Consider the following 16,676-nt stretch of genomic DNA (forward strand, 5'->3'; position numbering starts at 1 on the left):
ACTTATCTTTCAGACGGCCTGAGTCTTGTGAGAAAAACTTTTATTTTTATTGTCTTAGATATCTTTTTATTCCAATATGGCCGTCTGAAACATATTTACAGCATAGCGGATTGCTTGTTTCATCTAAAAACGTGTCATAGAGATTAAGTTCATGACTTCTGATGTAAATCAAAATTCTATAAAGAGGCAGTGATTGTGTTTTGAAGAGGGAAGGAATGTACGAGTTTCATTTATTAAAAAATGAATCCATCAGTTTTCTTATTGATAGTGGTTATTATGTAGATTATCAAGTTAATAAGGAAAAGGTGTTTGTCTGGTTTGTCATGCTTTTTTAATATTATTTTTTAAAATTAGACTTGACCCATTACAAGCAATTACTTAAAGTACCCATCTTATTTTTACACAAGAAAACGGGTTGTCCCGTTCCAAAAAAATGAGCGCAATCAAACCACCACAAATCACCGTATTCGACAGCAAGCCAACCGATGCTTATTTCTTCGGTACTTGCGTTCTTGACCTTTTCATGCCCGAAGCAGGCATGGATGCCATCACTTTAATCGAACAACAGGGCATCCGTATCCATTATCCGATGGAGCAAAGCTGCTGTGGTCAACCGGCCTATTCGTCAGGTCATCCTAAAGAAGCCTTTGATGTTGCCAAAGCGCAACTGGATTTATTCCCTGAAAATTGGCCGATTGTCGTGCCTTCTGGTTCTTGCGGCGGCATGATGAAACACCACTGGCCGACTTTGTTCAAAGGCACCGAGTACGAACAAAAAGCCATTGATTGCGCCAATCGTATCATTGAATTTACCCACTTCCTGCTGGCGATTGGTTACAAACCTGAAGATAAAGGCGAGCCGGTTAAAGTGGCCGTTCATACTTCCTGCGCGGCACGTCGCGAGATGAATGTCCATTTGTCAGGCTGGCAGCTGATTGACGGCATGGAAAATGTTGAACGTATCGTTCACGACCATGAAAGTGAATGCTGCGGTTTTGGCGGTACATTCTCTGTAAAACAAGCCGATATTTCCGGCGCGATGGTAACCGACAAAGTTGCAGCACTGAAAGAAACAGGCGCAACTGAAATCATTAGCGCGGACTGTGGCTGCATGATGAATATTGGCGGCAAAATTGCCAAAGACGAACCCAATATGCCACGTCCGAAACATATTGCATCTTTCCTGTTGGAACGTACCGGAGGTAAAGCATGAGCGCGCGCGAAAATATTTTAGCGAAATTGAAAAAAGCCGATGCCTTGCCGATGGAAGAACCGCCGGTTTTCGATTATTACCGTGAAATGGGTGTTTCTTGGGCAAACGATGTCGAACGCTTGAAACATTGGGCGGCTGCCATGCGTGCCGTCAAAACTGAAATCTATTGGGTTACTAAAACCAACTGGCCGCAAGTATTTTGCCAAGCAGCCGAAGGCAAAGGCTTGAAAAACATTCTGCTTCCATTGGAAACGGAACATGGTCAGCTGGCTCGTGCAGCTTTGGCCGATACCAATATTGAACCGCGCGGTTTTGAGCGAAAAATCGACGACTGGAAAAATGAATTTTTTGCCGATATTGAGGCTGGATTTAGCGGCTCTAAATGCGGTATTGCCCGTACCGGTACGATTATGCTGGAGTCCAGCCCTGTCGAGCCGCGCAGCCTGAGTTTGGTTCCGCCTGTGCATTTCTGCCTGTTTGACACCAGCAAAATGTACAACGAATTCCATAATGCTGTTGAAGGCGAAAAACTGGTAGAAAAAGGCATGCCTACCAACGTTATTTTGATTTCCGGCCCGTCTAAGACTGCCGATATTCAATTGACTTTGGCCTATGGTGCACACGGCCCGCGCGATTTGGTGGTTTTGGCCGTTCTGCCTGATTACATTTCCCCTGCCAAGTTGGAGGAAAAAGCATGAGTTCCCAAACCATTAAATTCCATATGAAGCCGGAAACATTCAAGCAAAACGCCGCGATTTCTTTGCAAGACAAGCCTCTGCGTAAAAGCTTGCGCACGGCGATGGATATGCTGATGACCAAGCGCAAAGCCGTTTTGACAGATGAAGAAGAGCTGCAAAGCCTGCGTGATTTGTGTGAGCATGTCCGTCAACGTTCGTTGTCCAAATTGCCTGCATTATTGGAACAACTGGAAGAAAACCTGACCAAGTTAGGCGTTAAAGTCCACTGGGCGGAAACACCTGCCGAAGCCTGCCAAATCATTCACAACATCATTACCGATAAAAACGGTAAGCTGATGGTGAAAGGCAAATCTATGGTCAGCGAAGAGATTGAGCTGAACCATTATCTGCAAGACCAAGGCATCAAAGCAGTTGAGAGCGACTTAGGCGAGTTTATCGTTCAAATGGCTGGCGAGAAACCAACCCATATCGTGATGCCTGCCATTCACAAGACCAAAGAGCAGGTTAGCGAGCTTTTCCATCAAAACCTTGGCACGCCTTTGACAGACGATGTAGATCAGCTAACCGGATTTGCCCGTAAAGCATTGCGCGATATTTACAGCACTGCCGATGTTGGTTTGAGCGGTGTGAACTTTGCCGTTGCGGAAACGGGTACTTTGTGTCTGGTTGAAAACGAAGGCAACGGCCGCTTGAGTACCACTGTACCGCCTGTGCACATCGCCATTACCGGTATTGAAAAAGTGGTTGCGAAGCTGTCGGATGTTCCGCCTTTGTACAGCCTGCTGCCACGCTCCGCCATCGGTCAGAACATTACCACTTATTTCAATATGATTACCGGCCCTCGCCGTAGCGAAGAGCTGGACGGCCCTCAAGAAATGCACTTGGTACTGCTTGATAACGGCCGTAGCCAAGCGTATGCAGAAGATCAAATGCGCCGTACCTTGCAATGTATCCGTTGCGGTGCGTGTATGAACCACTGTCCGGTTTATACCCGTATCGGTGGCGCGGCTTACGGTACGACTTATCCTGGTCCGATTGGCGAGATTATCTCTCCACATTTGTTAGGCTTGGATGCAACACGCGATCTGCCGACTGCGTGTACCATGTGTGGCGCCTGTGTTGAGGTTTGTCCGGTACGTATTCCGATTACCGAACAAATGCAACGTCTGCGTGTTGAAGCGCAACGTTCGCCAACCGAAACCGTTCCTCATCCTATCCGTGGTCAAGGTGCATCGCATACTTTCGGCGAACAAATGGCATGGCGTACGTTTAACGGTATTTTCAGCGGCAGTAAAGCTTATCGAGCATTCGGCTGGGCTGCTACCAAATTCCGTGCATTGACGCCTAGCAAGCAGCTGGGCTGGACGGATAACCGTGTTCCGATGAAACCGGCTAAGAAAACGCTGCATCAACTGATGGCAGAAAAACTCCAGAAAGAAAAAGCATAAGGCTTGATAAATAAAACCTGAGGAATAAAAGGCCCCAGGTTTTATTTTTTATTGAATACTGCTGGTGTGGCATCGCTATTTGTAAAGGCGTTTGATTTGATTGTTTTATCTTGATTCTTTTGAATAAAAAGGCCGTCTGAAAGATTTTCAGGCGGCCTTTCTTACAGCCAAAAGTTTTTGTCTAAGTCCTTAGAGCAATACTTTTTCTACACCGCCGTTATTGGCTTTTTTCACAAACTCATCCAGCCAGTTTTCGCCGAGGATGTGTTTCGCCATTTCGATGACGATGTAGTCTGCAGGCATATTGTTGTCGTCGGCGTAGCGGCTCAAGCCTTGTAGGCAGGCTGGGCAGGAGGTAAGCATTTTGACTGGTTCGCCCTGCGGCAGCTCTTTGAGGTTTTTCTCAATTTCCTCTTGTTTGCGGAATTTGACCTGAGTGGCAATGTCGGGTCGTTTGACGGCAAACATACCGGATTCGCCGCAGCAGCGGTCGCTTAAGACGACTTTCTGTCCCATCAGACTGCTGGCCATTTGGGTGGCGTTCATGGTTTTGATCGGGGTATGGCAAGGGTCGTGGTAGAGGTATTGCTGACCTTGTACGCCGTTTAGCTGCACACCTTTTTCAAGCAGATATTCGTGGATGTCGATGATACGGCAGCCGGGGAAGATTTCCTCAAAACGGTATTTTTCCAGTTGGTCGTAGCAGGTACCGCAACTGACGACGACAGTTTTAATGTCGAGGTAGTTGAGGGTGTTTGCCATACGGTGGAAAGCCACGCGATTGTTGGTGCTCATTTCTTCGGCTTTAGCCTTATTGCCGCCTGCGTCTTGCGGATAGCCGCAACACATATAGCCGGGCGGTAGGACGGTTTGTACACCGACATGCCAAAGCATGGCTTGAACGGCAAGTCCGATTTGGCTGAACAGGCGCTCAGAGCCGCAACCTGGAAAGTAGAACACGGCTTCGGCATCTTCCGGAGAAGCCGGATTGCGGATGATGGGGATGCTCTTGTCGTCTTCTATACCCAGCATGGAGCGCGGAGTTTTGGCAGGCACGCTTTTCGGCAAAGGACGGTTGATGAAATGGATAACCTGTTCTTTGATTGAGGCGGTACCGACGGTGGCTTTCGGTTCGGCTTTTTGCTTTTTAGTGCCGATCGGAAGAAGCTTGCCGATTTTGTAGGCAAAGTTCTGCGCAGGGAAACCGGTCTGTATCATGGCGGCGCGCAGGGCTTTGATGGTTTTCGGGCCTGTGGCGTTCAGGAACGCCATGCCCATTGAAGCCGCAGGCGAAAAACGTTTGTGGCCGGAATCGGCAAGATAGTTGCGGACGGCTACGGTAACGTCGCCGAAGTCGATGTTGACAGGGCAAGGTTTAACGCAGCGGTGGCACACGGTGCAGTGGTCGCCGATGTCCATCAGTTCTTCAAAATGTTTAATGGAAACGCCGCGACGGGTTTGTTCTTCGTATAAGAAGGCTTCGGTCAGCAAGCCTACGCCGAGGATTTTGTTGCGTGGGCTGTACAACAAGTTGGCACGCGGAACATGAGTAGAGCAAACAGGTTTACATTTGCCGCAGCGCAGGCAGTCTTTGACGGAATCGGCGATGGTGCCGAGGTCTGATTTTTCCATAATCAGCGATTCCGCCCCCAAAAGCTCGAAAGATGGCGTGTAGGCGTTACGTAAGTCCGAACCTTTCATCAGTTTGTGACGGTTGAAGGTGTGCTTGGGATCGACTTGGTTTTTATAGTTCCAAAACGGTTGCAAATCTTCATCGGTCAAAAATTCGAGCTTGGTAATGCCGATGCCGTGTTCGCCGGAAATTACGCCGCCGAGCGAACGGGCGATTTTCATGATGCGTTCGACCGAACGGTAGGCCGTCTGAAGCATTTCGGCATCGTCTGAGTTAACCGGAATATTGGTATGAACGTTACCGTCGCCGGCGTGCATATGCAGGGCGACGAAGACGCGGCTGCGTACGGTTTTGGAGTGGATTTTGCCCAAGCCTTGGATAATTTTGGTATCTGTTTTGCCGCTGAAGATTTCTGAAAGCGGCTTCATTACGTCCGCTTTGACAGACACGCGCAGGCGGAAATCGCGGAAGGCAATAAAGCAGCTTTCATTGTCTTTGGCTTCGGGCGCGGCATGGACAGCTGCGCCATAGCGAGCCTTATAGTCGGCAAGCGGCGCGTCTAAGTTAGCAAGTAGCCATTCCCAACGCGCTTTGACAGCGGAAACGTGGGCCAGGGCGTGTTTGCCGCGTTCGCCCAACAGTTCGGCGGTTGGCAGGTCTGTTCCCATTTTGTCGATGGGGAGTTTGCCGGACAGATATTGTTCCAAAGCGGCACAGAGTTTGAGTTTGTTTTGGATGGAAAGCTCAATGTTGATGCGTTCGATGCCGTCTGAATACTCGCCGAGCCTTTCGAGTGGGATTACTACGTCTTCATTGATTTTAAAGGCGTTGGTATGTTTGGCGATGGCTGCGGTGCGGCTGCGGTCGAGCCAGAAGGTTTTACGGGCTTCAGGAGATATGGCGATAAAGCCTTCGCCGTCGCGGGCGCGGGCGAGTTCGCAGATGTGTTCGGCGGCTGCCTGTACGGCGGCTTCGTCGTCGGAAACCACGTCTGCCAGCAAGACCATTTTAGGTCGGCCTTTGCCTGCCGCTTTGGTGGCATAACCGACGGCGCGGACGTAACGCCAGTCTAAATGCTCCAAACCGGCCAGCCGCACGCTTTCATGGGTAAGTAGGAAATCGCGGATTTCGACGATGGACGGCGTAGCGGTGGCGACCGTACCGAAAAACTCCATACACACGGTGCGCGTGTATTTCGGCATTTTATGCAACACGAAGGCAACGCTGGTGATGATGCCGTCTGTGCCTTCTTTTTGCACGCCGGGCAGGCCGCTCAAGAATTTGTCGGTAACGTCTTTGCCTAAACCGACTTTGCGGAATTTGTGGCCGGGGATTTCCAAACGTTTGGTATTGACGATATTGCGGCCGTCTGAATCCAGCGTATGTACGTCAAACACGGCGGTTTCTTCGTCGTGGATTTTGCCGAAATTGTGGCGCACGCGTTCGATACGCAACCATTCGCCTTGAGGGTTGACCATGTTCCAGTAGGCGAGGTTGTCCAAGGCAGTACCCCACAGCACGGCTTTTTTACCGCCTGCGTTCATCGCCACATTACCGCCCACGCAAGACGCGTCGGCGGAAGTCGGATCAACGGCGAACACCAAACCTGCCTGATGTGCGGTTTCTTCCACTCGGCGGGTTACTACGCCTGCGCCGCAATGGATAATCGGATGTCTGCCGTCCAAGCCTGCCAGTTCAACGTATTCGACGCCGCGATGCTTGTCGAGTTTTTCGGTATTGATGACTGCGCTGTTTGCGTCCAAAGGTACTGCGCCGCCGGTATAACCCGTACCACCGCCGCGCGGGATAATAACCAAGTCCAATTCGATTAAAGCGCGCACCAAAGGAGCGATCTCTGCCTCGGTATCAGGATTGACGACGACAAATGGATACTCCACGCGCCAGTCGGTCGCATCGGTAACGTGCGTTACGCGAGCCAAGCCGTCAAACATGATGTTGTGCGGCTTGGTGATTTTGCTTAAGCGTTCCAAAATCTGATGGCGTTTTTGGCTGGTTTTATCAAAACTGCTATCAAAACGCTCGACTGCTTTTTCTGCTGCGGCAACCAAGACATCCACTTGCCGATTATCATCGCGGCGCTTGCGGATTTCATTTAATCGGTGGCGCATTTCGCGTACCAGCGCGGCGCGGCGTTTCGGGTGCTCCAACAAGTCATCAACCAGATACGGATTGCGCACGACCACCCAAATATCGCCCAATACTTCAAACAGCATTCGTGCCGAACGTCCTGTTTTGCGTTGACCGCGCAGGTCTTGCAGGATTTGCCACGCTTCGTCGCCCAACAGTCGGATGACGATTTCGCGGTCGGTATAAGAAGTATAGTTATAGGGAATTTCTCGAATACGCTGAGGGGCAGTAGTCGTGGTCATGGTCGTGTTCCGTTGATGGATGTAATGTTTTTATATTAAAGGCCGTCTGAAAAATGCAATTTCTTCTTGATGGCGTAAAGTGTTAATGTAGTGTAATTTCCGATATTTTTCAACGGAAAAGACAATAAACATTTCAATGGGAATGATTTGCAACTAGGTAATATTGTTTACAATCTTGTCGTGTAAATGGTTTTCAGACGGCCTGACAGATTTTATCGCTTGAGTTTTTCTGTAAAACCGCTATAATGCGTTTCTTCTATGGCGGGTCTCCCCGCATGGTAATTCGGAACACCGGGTCAGGGGCGGAAGCCAGCAGCCCACTCTGATGAGCCAGTGCCGGGGGTTCGGCTCGCCACCTTATTCAAAAATGCCGGAGATGGTTAAGTCTCCGGCATTTTTCATTGTATAAAGCGTAATAAAAAGGCCGTCTGAAATCTCATTTTCAGACTGCCTTTGAGTTTATGAACCAGCTATTTATGCTTCTTCTGATTTTGTATTGGGCAAAACGCAGTTTAGGATAATGGCCAATACGGCGCACAAACCTACACCGGCGAAGCTCAAAGTACCTACTTTGATAATCATGCCGCCGATACCGGTCGTCAATACGGAGCTGACGATAACCAGATTTTTCGGCTGCATCAAATCGACTTTCGCATCAATCAATGTTTTGATGCCCAAAGAGGCGATTGTACCGAACAGCAGCAACATAATGCCGCCCATAACCGGCATAGGAATCGAACCCAAAAACGCGTTGAACTTACCGAAAAACGCCATGAAAATCGCAAAAATAGCTGCCCAAGTCATGATGACGGGGTTGCTGTTTTTGGTAATCATCACCGCGCCGGTTACTTCGCCGTAAGTGGTTACAGGAGGGCCGCCGATCAAACCGGCCACGCATACGCCCAAGCCGTCGCCGGCGAGGGTTTTGTCCAAGCCCGGGTCTTTGGTGTAGTTTTTGCCGGTTACATTACCAATGGCCATAATGCCGCCGATGTGTTCGATGGCCGGGGCAATGGCGACGGGCAACATAAACAAGGCAGCCTGCCAGTTGACTTGAGGCGTTTCAAAATGAGGGACGGCAAACCAAGGAGCGTTGATGATGGCGCTGGTATCGACCAAGCCCATGATTAAAGCCAACACATAGCCGGAAGCCACGCCGATCAGAATCGGAATCAGCTTCATCATTTTGCTGCCGAAGACAGAAACAATGACGGTTACCGCAAAGGTAAAGCCGGAGAGAATCAGCGAGTCGATATAGTCGATGACCTGCTTGCCGCCTGATTGACCCATGGCCATCTTGCTGGCTTCTGAGGCAACGGACAAACCGATTACCATAATCACCGGGCCGATAACCACGGGCGGCAACAGCTTGTGTACCGCATCCAGACCGCGCCATCTAATCAGCGCGGCAAAGATGAAGTACATGAAACCTGCCGCAAACAGGCCAAACATGGTAGAAGGCAGACCCCATTCTTTGACTGAATAGATGATCGGTGCAATAAAGGCAAAAGAAGAACCGAGGAAAATCGGCACTTTACGTTTGGTAACCAATTGGAACAACAAGGTGCCCAAGCCTGCGCCTAATAATGCCAAAGCCGGGTTCAGTCCCGTCAGAAGCGGCACAAGCACCATGGCACCGAATGCGACAAACAAAATCTGCGCACCTGCTACCGCCGTTTTAAGCTGGTTCATAAAAGCTCCGAAGAAAATTCAAACGGCGCAGATTATACTGATTTATCCTAGTCGTGAACATTTATTTACAAAAGGCCGTCTGAACAAATGTAACGATGACACCTGCTCAGACGGCCTTGTTCGATAACGAATGGTTAATAACTTATCAAAATCGATTAGGAAAATTTTCAGCCGCGTGTTTCGCGCCAAACCAAATAATCGCGCAGGGGCGGCATGGGCGGATTGATGCAGTGCGGGCAGATGCCGGTTGTGTCTTCATCGTCGCTGTCGATATGGTAGGCGTTGGGGTCAAAGCGTACCTGCTGCATGACCGCTTGCGCCAATGCCTGCTCCTGTACGACATCAAAGTGGAATTTTTCAAGGATTTCGTTTAATAGGCGGATTTCGCCGTTACTGAAAGATTCGCTGTGTTTGACAATGAGGCGTTGATAATCTTCATTGCTGATTTTTTTGTGAAGTAAATTGGTCTGGATGGTCATGATTTTTATTGTTGAAATAAGATGGTCAAGGTGCGGATTATAGCAGATATCGTGGTGGCTGTTTTAAAGGCCGTATTCTGGTTCGGAAAGTACCTCTGTTTTGGCTTTTTTTGGCATTAGGCTATTTAATTTTGAGTTAATTGCTTGGTAATCGTCGCTATAAAAAAATTCTCCGATATATATGGTTTCCCCATGATAAACAAATGACCATGCACCTTGTTTACTATTTGGTTGTCGCAAGGGGCTGGAGATGGTGGATGTATTCCTTCTCTGGCTCAAATAGTTACGCAGTGTTATTTTAGTGTTTTTAGTATTTGCATGGTTCTCATGTGGCTGCCATTGCGCTATTTCTATGAGTGAAAATTTTTTACCTTTTCCCAATCCAAACAGCGTGAACTGGTGTGAAAGTATTCCATTTTGAACATGAATATGTTCTTGTCCAAAAAGTTGCCACAGTAAGTCATAAATACATTGGAAAGAAAGCAGACCCAAAAATATGAGGAGTATGATATTAAATGCTGATTCAAAGTTTAAATTTGGAATGTTTGCCAATATCAATAGTACGATTACAAGGTCTCTGCAAGTTAATAGAAGTTTGAGTCGGTTACGTATAATTTTTGCTGACAAGGTAATTTTGCTAGGTGTTTGTTCAATTTTATAACGTGAAGATGTCATCAATATCCTCCTACTTTGTCTGCCTGATATGCTTTTTGCAGCGGTGTAATTTGCGCCAAGCGAGCATGATCAATTTGTTCGGCGATAAGGTGCGCTTTGCCTTGTGCGCGGCACTCGGCGGCAATTTTGCCTGCATCTACTTGGTTGGCGGCTTCAAGTAAGGCCAGCCAGTGTTCACGCTGCGGATAGGGGGTGTCTTTAAGGTTCAGACGGCCTTGTTTGTCGGCCACGCAGACGTTTAAGGCCGTCTGAAAACGTTCGGGGCGGCGGAATGCATCGGTTTTTTTCAAAACATTCAAAATGGTTTTGCTTTTAAACTGCCCGACTTGATGGAGCATGATGTGCCAACGGCAGACGAGTTCGGCAAGCTCGGCGCAGTGTTTGGGTGCGCGCAGGCGTTGATTGACTTCGCGGACGGGTTCGACGCCGTTGACGTCGTGTTCGTAGTGTTTCGGCAGGATATCGGCCGGTGTTTTTGCCTTGCCCAAGTCGTGCAATAAGGCGGCATAGCGTTCGGCGAGGGGCAGATTCATTTCTGCGGCTCGTTGTACAACCATCAGCGTATGAATACCGCTGTCGATTTCGGGATGATAGTCGGCGCGTTGCGGTACGCCGAAAAGGGCATCGACTTCTGGCAGTAAAACTTTGAGTGCGCCGCATTCGCGCAAAACTTCAATCATTCGGCGCGGATTTTTCTCCATCAAGCCTTTGGCCAATTCCTGCCAGACACGTTCGGCAACCAAGGCATCCGCTTCGCCGTTTTCTACCATTTGCCGCATCAGCGACATGGTTTCATCGGCAATTTGAAAACCATAACGCGCGGCAAAACGGGCAATACGCAAAATACGCACGGGGTCTTCGGCAAAGGCAGGCGAAACGTGGCGCAGGATGCCGGCCGCCAAATCTTGTTGTCCGCCGAAAGGGTCGATGATCGTGCCGTCTGAATCTTGCGCCATGGCATTGATGGTCAGGTCGCGGCGCATCAGGTCTTGTTCCAGCGTAACGTCTTTATCGGCATGAAAGCTGAATCCGGCATAGCCTTTGGCGGTTTTGCGCTCGGTACGGGCGAGGGCGTATTCTTCGTGGCTGTCCGGATGGAGAAAGACGGGAAAATCCTTGCCGATGGGTTGATAGCCTTGAGCCAACATGGTTTGCGCATCTGCACCGACGACTACCCAGTCGCGGTCTTTGACGGGCAGGCCTAAAAGATAGTCGCGGACGGCGCCGCCGACAAGATAGGTTTTGATGGTTTGTGTATTCATATAAAAATCGAACGATATAAAAAGGCCGTCTGAAAAGCCGTATTGGGTTTTCAGACGGCCTGAGTCAGAACGCTATTATGACGCTTTAGGCTTGTTTCCGTCGATGATTTTCAAACCGGCGGAGACCAAGCTGCCGATGTCGGCAACGTTGGCGGGCATAATCAACGTGTTACTTTCTTTAGCCAAATTGCTGAAGGCGGCAACGTATTGCTCGGCAACTTTCAGGTTAACAGCTTCAGCACCGCCCTCTGAGCGGACAGCCTCGGCAATTTTGCGGATGGCGTCGGCGTTGGCTTCGGCAACCAGGCGCAGGGCTTCGGCTTCACCTTGTGCGCGGTTGATGCGGGCGATTTTTTCACCGTTTGACGCGTTGATGGCGGCTTGCGCTTCACCTTCGGATTGTTGGATTTCTGCTTCGCGCTGACCGCTGGCAAGGTTGATCTGCTCGATTTTACGGCCTTCGGATTCGGCAATGCGCGCGCGTTTTTCACGTTCGGCGGTAATTTGTGCCTGCATTGAGCGGAGGATTTCTTGCGGCGGAACCAAGTCTTTGATTTCGTAACGCAAGACTTTCACACCCCATGCGCCTGCCGCTTCGTCCAAAGCAGCAACAACAATGCTGTTGATTTCGTCGCGTTCTTCAAAGGTTTTATCCAACTCCATGCGGCCGATGACAGATCGCAAAGTTGTCTGCGCAAGCTGGGTAATCGCCATGATGTAGTTGCTGGAACCATATGAAGCGAGTTTAGGATCGGTAACTTGGAAGTAGATGATGCCGTCCACAGTCAGCTGAGTGTTGTCGCGGGTAATACAGACTTGGCTGGGAACATCCAAAGGAACTTCTTTCAGCGAGTGACGATAGGCGACACGGTCGATAAATGGGATAAGGATGTTCAGACCTGCGGTCAGCGCTTTGTGAAAACGGCCTAATCGTTCGACTACATAAACTTCCTGTTGCGGTACAACGATAAAGGATTTGAAACCAAAAACAACAACAACGATGAGGATGAGGACGGGGAGACTGAGCAGAAATTCCATAATGTTTCCTTATGATGATGGTTGGGAGAGTGTGCGGATAATCAGTAGATTACCGTTTTTGGCAGTAATGACTGCACTTGAGGCCGTCTGAAAAGTATCTTGAGGCCGTTCGGCTTGCGCCTGCCAGTGTGTGCCGCGGTAGGCGACTTCGTAAATATTGTCATGCAGGTGGCGTAGGATGCGGACGTTTTGCCCAATATCCAAATCATCGTTGAGCGCTTGGGGAGCCAAGCGGTTTTTCAGACGGCCGTGTACCAGCCAGATACCGAGTGCGCTGATGATGGCGGCGGTCAAAACGGCGGTGGAGAAGTGTCCGCTTAATCCGTACATGATTCCGGCGGCGGCCAGCGCTACGCTGACAACCAAAAGATAAACCGTTCCGATAAACAATTCGACAATTAGAACAACGGCGGCGGCAACAAACCATATCGTCATGCGGCATATCCTTTTAATAATCTTTTGATAATCCTTATCATAATGGCAATGGCTTAAAATGAAAAGGCTAAGGCTGAAAATTATTTCAGTTATAATAAGTCCATTCAAATACGGAGCGGTAAATAATGCAGACTTGGCACGAGGCGATTGGTGCGGAAAAAGAAAAGGCGTATTTTCAAACGATTTTAGAGAAGGTGCGCCATGAAAGGCAGGCGGGGATAACCGTTTATCCGCCTGAGCGCGATGTATTCAATGCCTTTCGGACGACTGAATTCGGCAATGTAAAAGTAGTGATTTTGGGGCAAGACCCGTATCATGGCGCGGGTCAGGCGCATGGTTTGGCTTTTTCCGTGCAACCTGAAATTGCGGTGCCACCGTCACTGGTCAATATTTATAAAGAATTGGCGACGGATATTGAGAGATTTCAGATTCCGCAACACGGCTATTTGCAGCATTGGGCGGAACAGGGCGTGTTGCTGTTGAACACAGTGTTGACTGTCCGTGCTGGTTCGGCTCATTCTCATGCGACTTTTGGTTGGGAGGCGTTTACCGATGAAGTTATCCGACAATTGGATAAGGAACGCGAGCATTTGGTCTTTATGCTGTGGGGCAGCCATGCGCAGAAGAAAGGCGCGTTTATCGACCGCAGCCGTCATTTGGTGCTGACCGCGCCGCACCCTTCGCCTTTATCGGCGTATCGTGGCTTTTTCGGCTGCAAGCATTTTTCGCAGGCAAACGCTTATTTGCAAGCACATGGTTTAGAGCCGATTGATTGGCAGGTTTAAATAAGATGAAAGGCCGTCTGAAAGCAGATTTTCAGACGGCCTTATGATTTAGTCTCAAATCGAATATTCAATTAGTTCGTTTTGAGAAAAGACATAAACCTGTTTCGGAATCAGCTTCAATTCTTTGCCTTCGGCGATTTGGTAACGCGCGGCATCGCTGCCAGCCAGCGTGATATGTACGTCCTGTTTGTCGTGTTTGACCAAAATATGCGTCAATGCGCCGACGGCGTGGATTTTTTCGATTTTGGCACGAATCATCGGTGTTTCGTTTTCGGCGGCCAGCTGCCATTCGTGCGGACGGATGTAGCCGATGGCGGTTTGTTCCTGCCATTTGTAGTGTGCGTCCAATTTCCATGCGAAGCCGTTGTAATGCCAGATGCCTTTTTCAATTCTGCCTTCAAAAGCGTCGGTTTCGCCGAGGAACTCGGTGACGAAGGCGTTTTCGGGTTTGCGGTAAATGGCTTCGGCGCTGCCGGTTTGTTCGATTTGGCCGTGGTTCATGACGACGATTTCGTCGGAAACTTCGAGGGCTTCTTCTTGGTCGTGCGTGACCAAAATACTGGTTACGCCAAGGTTGTGATGAATGTCGCGCAGCCAGGTGCGTAATTCTTTGCGCACTTTGGCATCCAACGCGCCGAAGGGTTCGTCCAAAAGCAGGAGTTTGGGTTCGACCGCAAGGGCGCGGGCGAGGGCGATGCGTTGGCGTTGGCCGCCGGAGAGTTGGTGCGGATAGGATTTGGCGAGGTGGGAGAGCTGCACGAGTTTCAGCAATTCTTCGACTTTGGCTCGGATTTGTTCTTTGGACGGACGTTCGGACTTGGGCAATACGGTCAAACCGAAAGCAACGTTGTCAAACACGTTCATGTGGCGGAAAAGGGCGTAGTGTTGGAACACGAAACCGACTTTGCGCTCGCGCACATGCTTGGCAGTAACGTCTTGGCCGTCAAAGAGAATTTGGCCGCCGTCGGCGTTTTCCAGTCCGGCGATAATGCGCAGGAGCGTGGTTTTGCCGCAGCCGGATGGGCCGAGCAGGGAAACGAGTTTGCCGGTGGGGACGTTGAGGTTGATGTTTTTCAGCGCGTGGAAACTGCCGAAGTGTTTGTTTAAGTTTTGAATAGTGATGCTCATGCTGCGTTCCTTTCGGCGGCGGCGAGTTTTTTATCTTGTAATTTGGTAATGATGTTTTGCACCAGCAAGGTGGCCAAGGCTAAAAGTGCCAATACGCCGGAGAGGGCGAATGCGCCGGTGAAGTTGTATTCGTTGTAGAAGATTTCGACTAAAAGCGGGATGGTGTTGGTTTCGCCGCGAATGTGCCCCGATACCACGCTGACTGCGCCGAATTCGCCCATCGCGCGGGCGTTGGTAAGAATGATGCCGTAGAGCAGCGCCCATTTGATGTTGGGCAGGGTAACGCGCCAAAACATCTGCCAGCCGTTTGCGCCGAGTATCAGCGCGGCTTGTTCTTCGCTGTCGCCCTGCGCCTGCATCAGTGGGATGATTTCGCGTGCGACAAAGGGGAAGGTAACGAACAGTGTCGCCAAAATAATGCCGGGGATGGCGAAGATAATCTGTATGCCTTGCGTTTCGAGCCAGCCGCCCAACGCCGTGTGCGCACCGAACAATAAGACGAACATCAAACCGGCCACCACGGGCGACACGGAAAACGGCAAATCGAGCAAGGTAGTTAGCAACTGCTTGCCGCGAAAATCAAAACGGGTCAGCAACCATGCCATCGCCACGCCCAATACGGCATTGACGGGAACGACAATCAGCGCGGTAATCAGCGTCAATTTGATGGCAGACCAAGCTTCGGGATCGGTTAGTGATTGCAGGTACAAATCCCAACCGCCTTTTAAGGCTTCATAGAATACGGCAACCAAAGGCACGACCAGCATCAGCAGCAGAAAGCCCAAGGAGGTAGCGGTCAGCAATACGCGCAGCCAACGCGGTTCGCTCAAATTTGGATTGGTGGAATGGGTTTTCATGGTAGGGTAGTCTCGATTTATTCTTGTATCTGTTTGGGCCGTCTGAAAAATGTTTGTTCTGATGTTTCAGACGGCCTGTTGTTTGTTAAACCCTCGCTCCGGCGCGGCGGCTTAAAGTCCATTGCATAATGTTTAAAATCAGCAGGATGACAAACGAAATCATCAGCATAAACAGGGCAACGGCAGATGCGCCCTGAGCATCGTATTGCTCCAGTTTGCCGGTAATAATCAAGGGCAGGATTTCAGACACCATTGGAATATTGCCTGCGATAAAGATGACCGAGCCGTATTCGCCGGTAGAGCGGGCAAACATCATGCCTGCACCGGTCAGAAGTGCCGGTGTGATTTCAGGCAAAAGGACACGGCGGAACGTAGTCCAACGGCTTGCGCCCAAAGTTGCCGCCGCTTCTTCATATTCGCCCGACAATTCTTCCAATACCGGCTGCACGGCGCGGACGATAAAGGGCAGGCTGACGACAATCAGCGCAATCCAGATGCCGGTAGGCGTAAAGGCAATTTTGATGCCCAAAGGCTCGAAAAAACGACCTATCCAGCCATTGGGGGCGTATAGGGTTGCCAACGCAATGCCTGTTACCGCTGTCGGCAGCGCAAACGGCAAATCGACCAAAGCGTTTACCAACCCTTTGCCCGGAAATTCATAGCGCACCAATACCCAGGCGACCAACGTGCCGAACACGATATTGGTTAACATCGCATAAAACGACATCCGCAAGCTCAGCCAGACGGCCGCCAAGACATTGGGTTCGGTAATCGTGTTCCAAAATCCGCTCCAGCCGATTTCTGCTGCTTTGGCCGCCATCATCGCAAACGGCAAAACCACCAAAAGCGACAGGCATAAAACCGTCAAACCCAAACTGAGCTTGAAACCCGGCAATACAGAAGGCGTTTTGAGTAACAACATAATGGCAACCGTCAGAATTTA

Annotated in this window: 14 protein-coding genes and 1 other RNA gene; 5 read left to right on the forward strand and 10 right to left on the reverse strand. The window is 49.9% G+C overall.

Translation table 11 applies throughout. The annotated features are described in order from the left end of the window. Positions 1-433 precede the first annotated feature (433 nt). Genes O3661_RS07720 through O3661_RS07730 form a run of 3 tightly spaced genes read left to right on the forward strand, consistent with a single transcriptional unit; the run spans position 434 to position 3,359 of the window. Positions 434-1,213 (forward strand): (Fe-S)-binding protein, encoded by a 780-nt coding sequence (locus O3661_RS07720; RefSeq protein ID WP_049323225.1) that lies wholly within the window; start codon positions 434-436, stop codon positions 1,211-1,213. Next, positions 1,210-1,911 carry a lactate utilization protein C gene (locus O3661_RS07725; RefSeq protein WP_371492925.1) on the forward strand — a complete coding sequence of 234 codons (702 nt, stop codon included), beginning with the start codon at positions 1,210-1,212 and terminating at the stop codon, positions 1,909-1,911. Before O3661_RS07720 ends, O3661_RS07725 begins: the two co-directional genes overlap by 4 nt. Beyond that, positions 1,908-3,359, forward strand: coding sequence for a LutB/LldF family L-lactate oxidation iron-sulfur protein (locus O3661_RS07730; protein WP_371492928.1), 1,452 nt, complete (start codon positions 1,908-1,910; stop codon positions 3,357-3,359). Before O3661_RS07725 ends, O3661_RS07730 begins: the two co-directional genes overlap by 4 nt. A gap of 189 nt (positions 3,360-3,548) precedes the next feature. On the opposite strand, the gene O3661_RS07735 is transcribed toward O3661_RS07730, so the two are convergent. Next, entirely contained in the window at positions 3,549-7,382 is a 3,834-nt protein-coding gene (locus O3661_RS07735) for a DUF3683 domain-containing protein (RefSeq protein ID WP_371492929.1), read from the reverse strand. 260 nt (positions 7,383-7,642) lie between these two features. Here O3661_RS07735 and ffs point away from each other — a divergent pair. Beyond that, positions 7,643-7,739, forward strand: an RNA gene (gene ffs, locus O3661_RS07740) — signal recognition particle sRNA small type. A 117-nt stretch (positions 7,740-7,856) separates the two neighbouring features. Here ffs and O3661_RS07745 read toward each other — a convergent pair. The 6 genes from O3661_RS07745 to O3661_RS07770 form a co-directional block, all read right to left on the reverse strand. Further along, entirely contained in the window at positions 7,857-9,074 is a 1,218-nt protein-coding gene (locus tag O3661_RS07745) for a uracil-xanthine permease family protein (protein ID WP_371492931.1), read from the reverse strand. Between the two features lie 167 nt (positions 9,075-9,241). After that, the gene (locus tag O3661_RS07750) at positions 9,242-9,553 is read right to left on the reverse strand and encodes a hypothetical protein (protein WP_371492932.1); all 312 of its coding nucleotides are present in this window, start codon (positions 9,551-9,553) and stop codon (positions 9,242-9,244) included. A gap of 63 nt (positions 9,554-9,616) precedes the next feature. Then, entirely contained in the window at positions 9,617-10,228 is a 612-nt protein-coding gene (locus O3661_RS07755) for a hypothetical protein (protein ID WP_128581998.1), read from the reverse strand. Further along, positions 10,228-11,490, reverse strand: a complete 1,263-nt coding sequence (locus O3661_RS07760; protein WP_371492934.1) for a multifunctional CCA addition/repair protein — start codon at positions 11,488-11,490, stop codon at positions 10,228-10,230. Before O3661_RS07760 ends, O3661_RS07755 begins: the two co-directional genes overlap by 1 nt. Positions 11,491-11,565: 75 nt before the next feature. Next, on the reverse strand, positions 11,566-12,528 hold the full coding sequence (locus tag O3661_RS07765; protein ID WP_039863787.1) for an SPFH domain-containing protein: 963 nt from the start codon (positions 12,526-12,528) through the stop codon (positions 11,566-11,568). Between the two features lie 9 nt (positions 12,529-12,537). After that, on the reverse strand, positions 12,538-12,963 hold the full coding sequence (locus O3661_RS07770) for an NfeD family protein (RefSeq protein ID WP_371492935.1): 426 nt from the start codon (positions 12,961-12,963) through the stop codon (positions 12,538-12,540). A 125-nt stretch (positions 12,964-13,088) separates the two neighbouring features. Here O3661_RS07770 and ung point away from each other — a divergent pair, with 125 nt between their 5' ends. After that, the gene (gene ung / locus O3661_RS07775) at positions 13,089-13,748 is read left to right on the forward strand and encodes a uracil-DNA glycosylase (RefSeq protein WP_371492936.1); all 660 of its coding nucleotides are present in this window, start codon (positions 13,089-13,091) and stop codon (positions 13,746-13,748) included. Positions 13,749-13,802: 54 nt separating this feature from the next. Here ung and O3661_RS07780 read toward each other — a convergent pair whose 3' ends face one another. The 3 genes from O3661_RS07780 to cysT form a co-directional block, all read right to left on the reverse strand. Beyond that, positions 13,803-14,876 (reverse strand): sulfate/molybdate ABC transporter ATP-binding protein, encoded by a 1,074-nt coding sequence (locus O3661_RS07780; protein WP_371492937.1) that lies wholly within the window; start codon positions 14,874-14,876, stop codon positions 13,803-13,805. Further along, positions 14,873-15,733, reverse strand: coding sequence for a sulfate ABC transporter permease subunit CysW (gene cysW, locus O3661_RS07785; protein ID WP_371492939.1), 861 nt, complete (start codon positions 15,731-15,733; stop codon positions 14,873-14,875). Before cysW ends, O3661_RS07780 begins: the two co-directional genes overlap by 4 nt. A gap of 85 nt (positions 15,734-15,818) precedes the next feature. After that, the gene (gene cysT, locus O3661_RS07790; protein ID WP_004520580.1) at positions 15,819-16,655 is read right to left on the reverse strand and encodes a sulfate ABC transporter permease subunit CysT; all 837 of its coding nucleotides are present in this window, start codon (positions 16,653-16,655) and stop codon (positions 15,819-15,821) included. Positions 16,656-16,676 lie beyond the last annotated feature (21 nt).

Source organism: Neisseria sp. 20925_1_37 (assembly GCF_041433255.1).
GTDB lineage: Bacteria > Pseudomonadota > Gammaproteobacteria > Burkholderiales > Neisseriaceae > Neisseria > Neisseria flavescens_D.

What these genes read in the sequence shown, in the direction of transcription:
- O3661_RS07720 (WP_049323225.1), top strand. Translation starts at nt 434, where the DNA reads ATGAGCGCAATCAAACCACCACAAATCACCGTATTCGACAGCAAGCCA.
- O3661_RS07725 (WP_371492925.1), top strand. Translation starts at nt 1,210, where the DNA reads ATGAGCGCGCGCGAAAATATTTTAGCGAAATTGAAAAAAGCCGATGCC.
- O3661_RS07730 (WP_371492928.1), top strand. Translation starts at nt 1,908, where the DNA reads ATGAGTTCCCAAACCATTAAATTCCATATGAAGCCGGAAACATTCAAG.
- O3661_RS07735 (WP_371492929.1), bottom strand. Translation starts at nt 7,382, where the DNA reads ATGACCACGACTACTGCCCCTCAGCGTATTCGAGAAATTCCCTATAAC.
- O3661_RS07745 (WP_371492931.1), bottom strand. Translation starts at nt 9,074, where the DNA reads ATGAACCAGCTTAAAACGGCGGTAGCAGGTGCGCAGATTTTGTTTGTC.
- O3661_RS07750 (WP_371492932.1), bottom strand. Translation starts at nt 9,553, where the DNA reads ATGACCATCCAGACCAATTTACTTCACAAAAAAATCAGCAATGAAGAT.
- O3661_RS07755 (WP_128581998.1), bottom strand. Translation starts at nt 10,228, where the DNA reads ATGACATCTTCACGTTATAAAATTGAACAAACACCTAGCAAAATTACC.
- O3661_RS07760 (WP_371492934.1), bottom strand. Translation starts at nt 11,490, where the DNA reads ATGAATACACAAACCATCAAAACCTATCTTGTCGGCGGCGCCGTCCGC.
- O3661_RS07765 (WP_039863787.1), bottom strand. Translation starts at nt 12,528, where the DNA reads ATGGAATTTCTGCTCAGTCTCCCCGTCCTCATCCTCATCGTTGTTGTT.
- O3661_RS07770 (WP_371492935.1), bottom strand. Translation starts at nt 12,963, where the DNA reads ATGACGATATGGTTTGTTGCCGCCGCCGTTGTTCTAATTGTCGAATTG.
- ung (WP_371492936.1), top strand. Translation starts at nt 13,089, where the DNA reads ATGCAGACTTGGCACGAGGCGATTGGTGCGGAAAAAGAAAAGGCGTAT.
- O3661_RS07780 (WP_371492937.1), bottom strand. Translation starts at nt 14,876, where the DNA reads ATGAGCATCACTATTCAAAACTTAAACAAACACTTCGGCAGTTTCCAC.
- cysW (WP_371492939.1), bottom strand. Translation starts at nt 15,733, where the DNA reads ATGAAAACCCATTCCACCAATCCAAATTTGAGCGAACCGCGTTGGCTG.
- cysT (WP_004520580.1), bottom strand. Translation starts at nt 16,655, where the DNA reads ATGTTGTTACTCAAAACGCCTTCTGTATTGCCGGGTTTCAAGCTCAGT.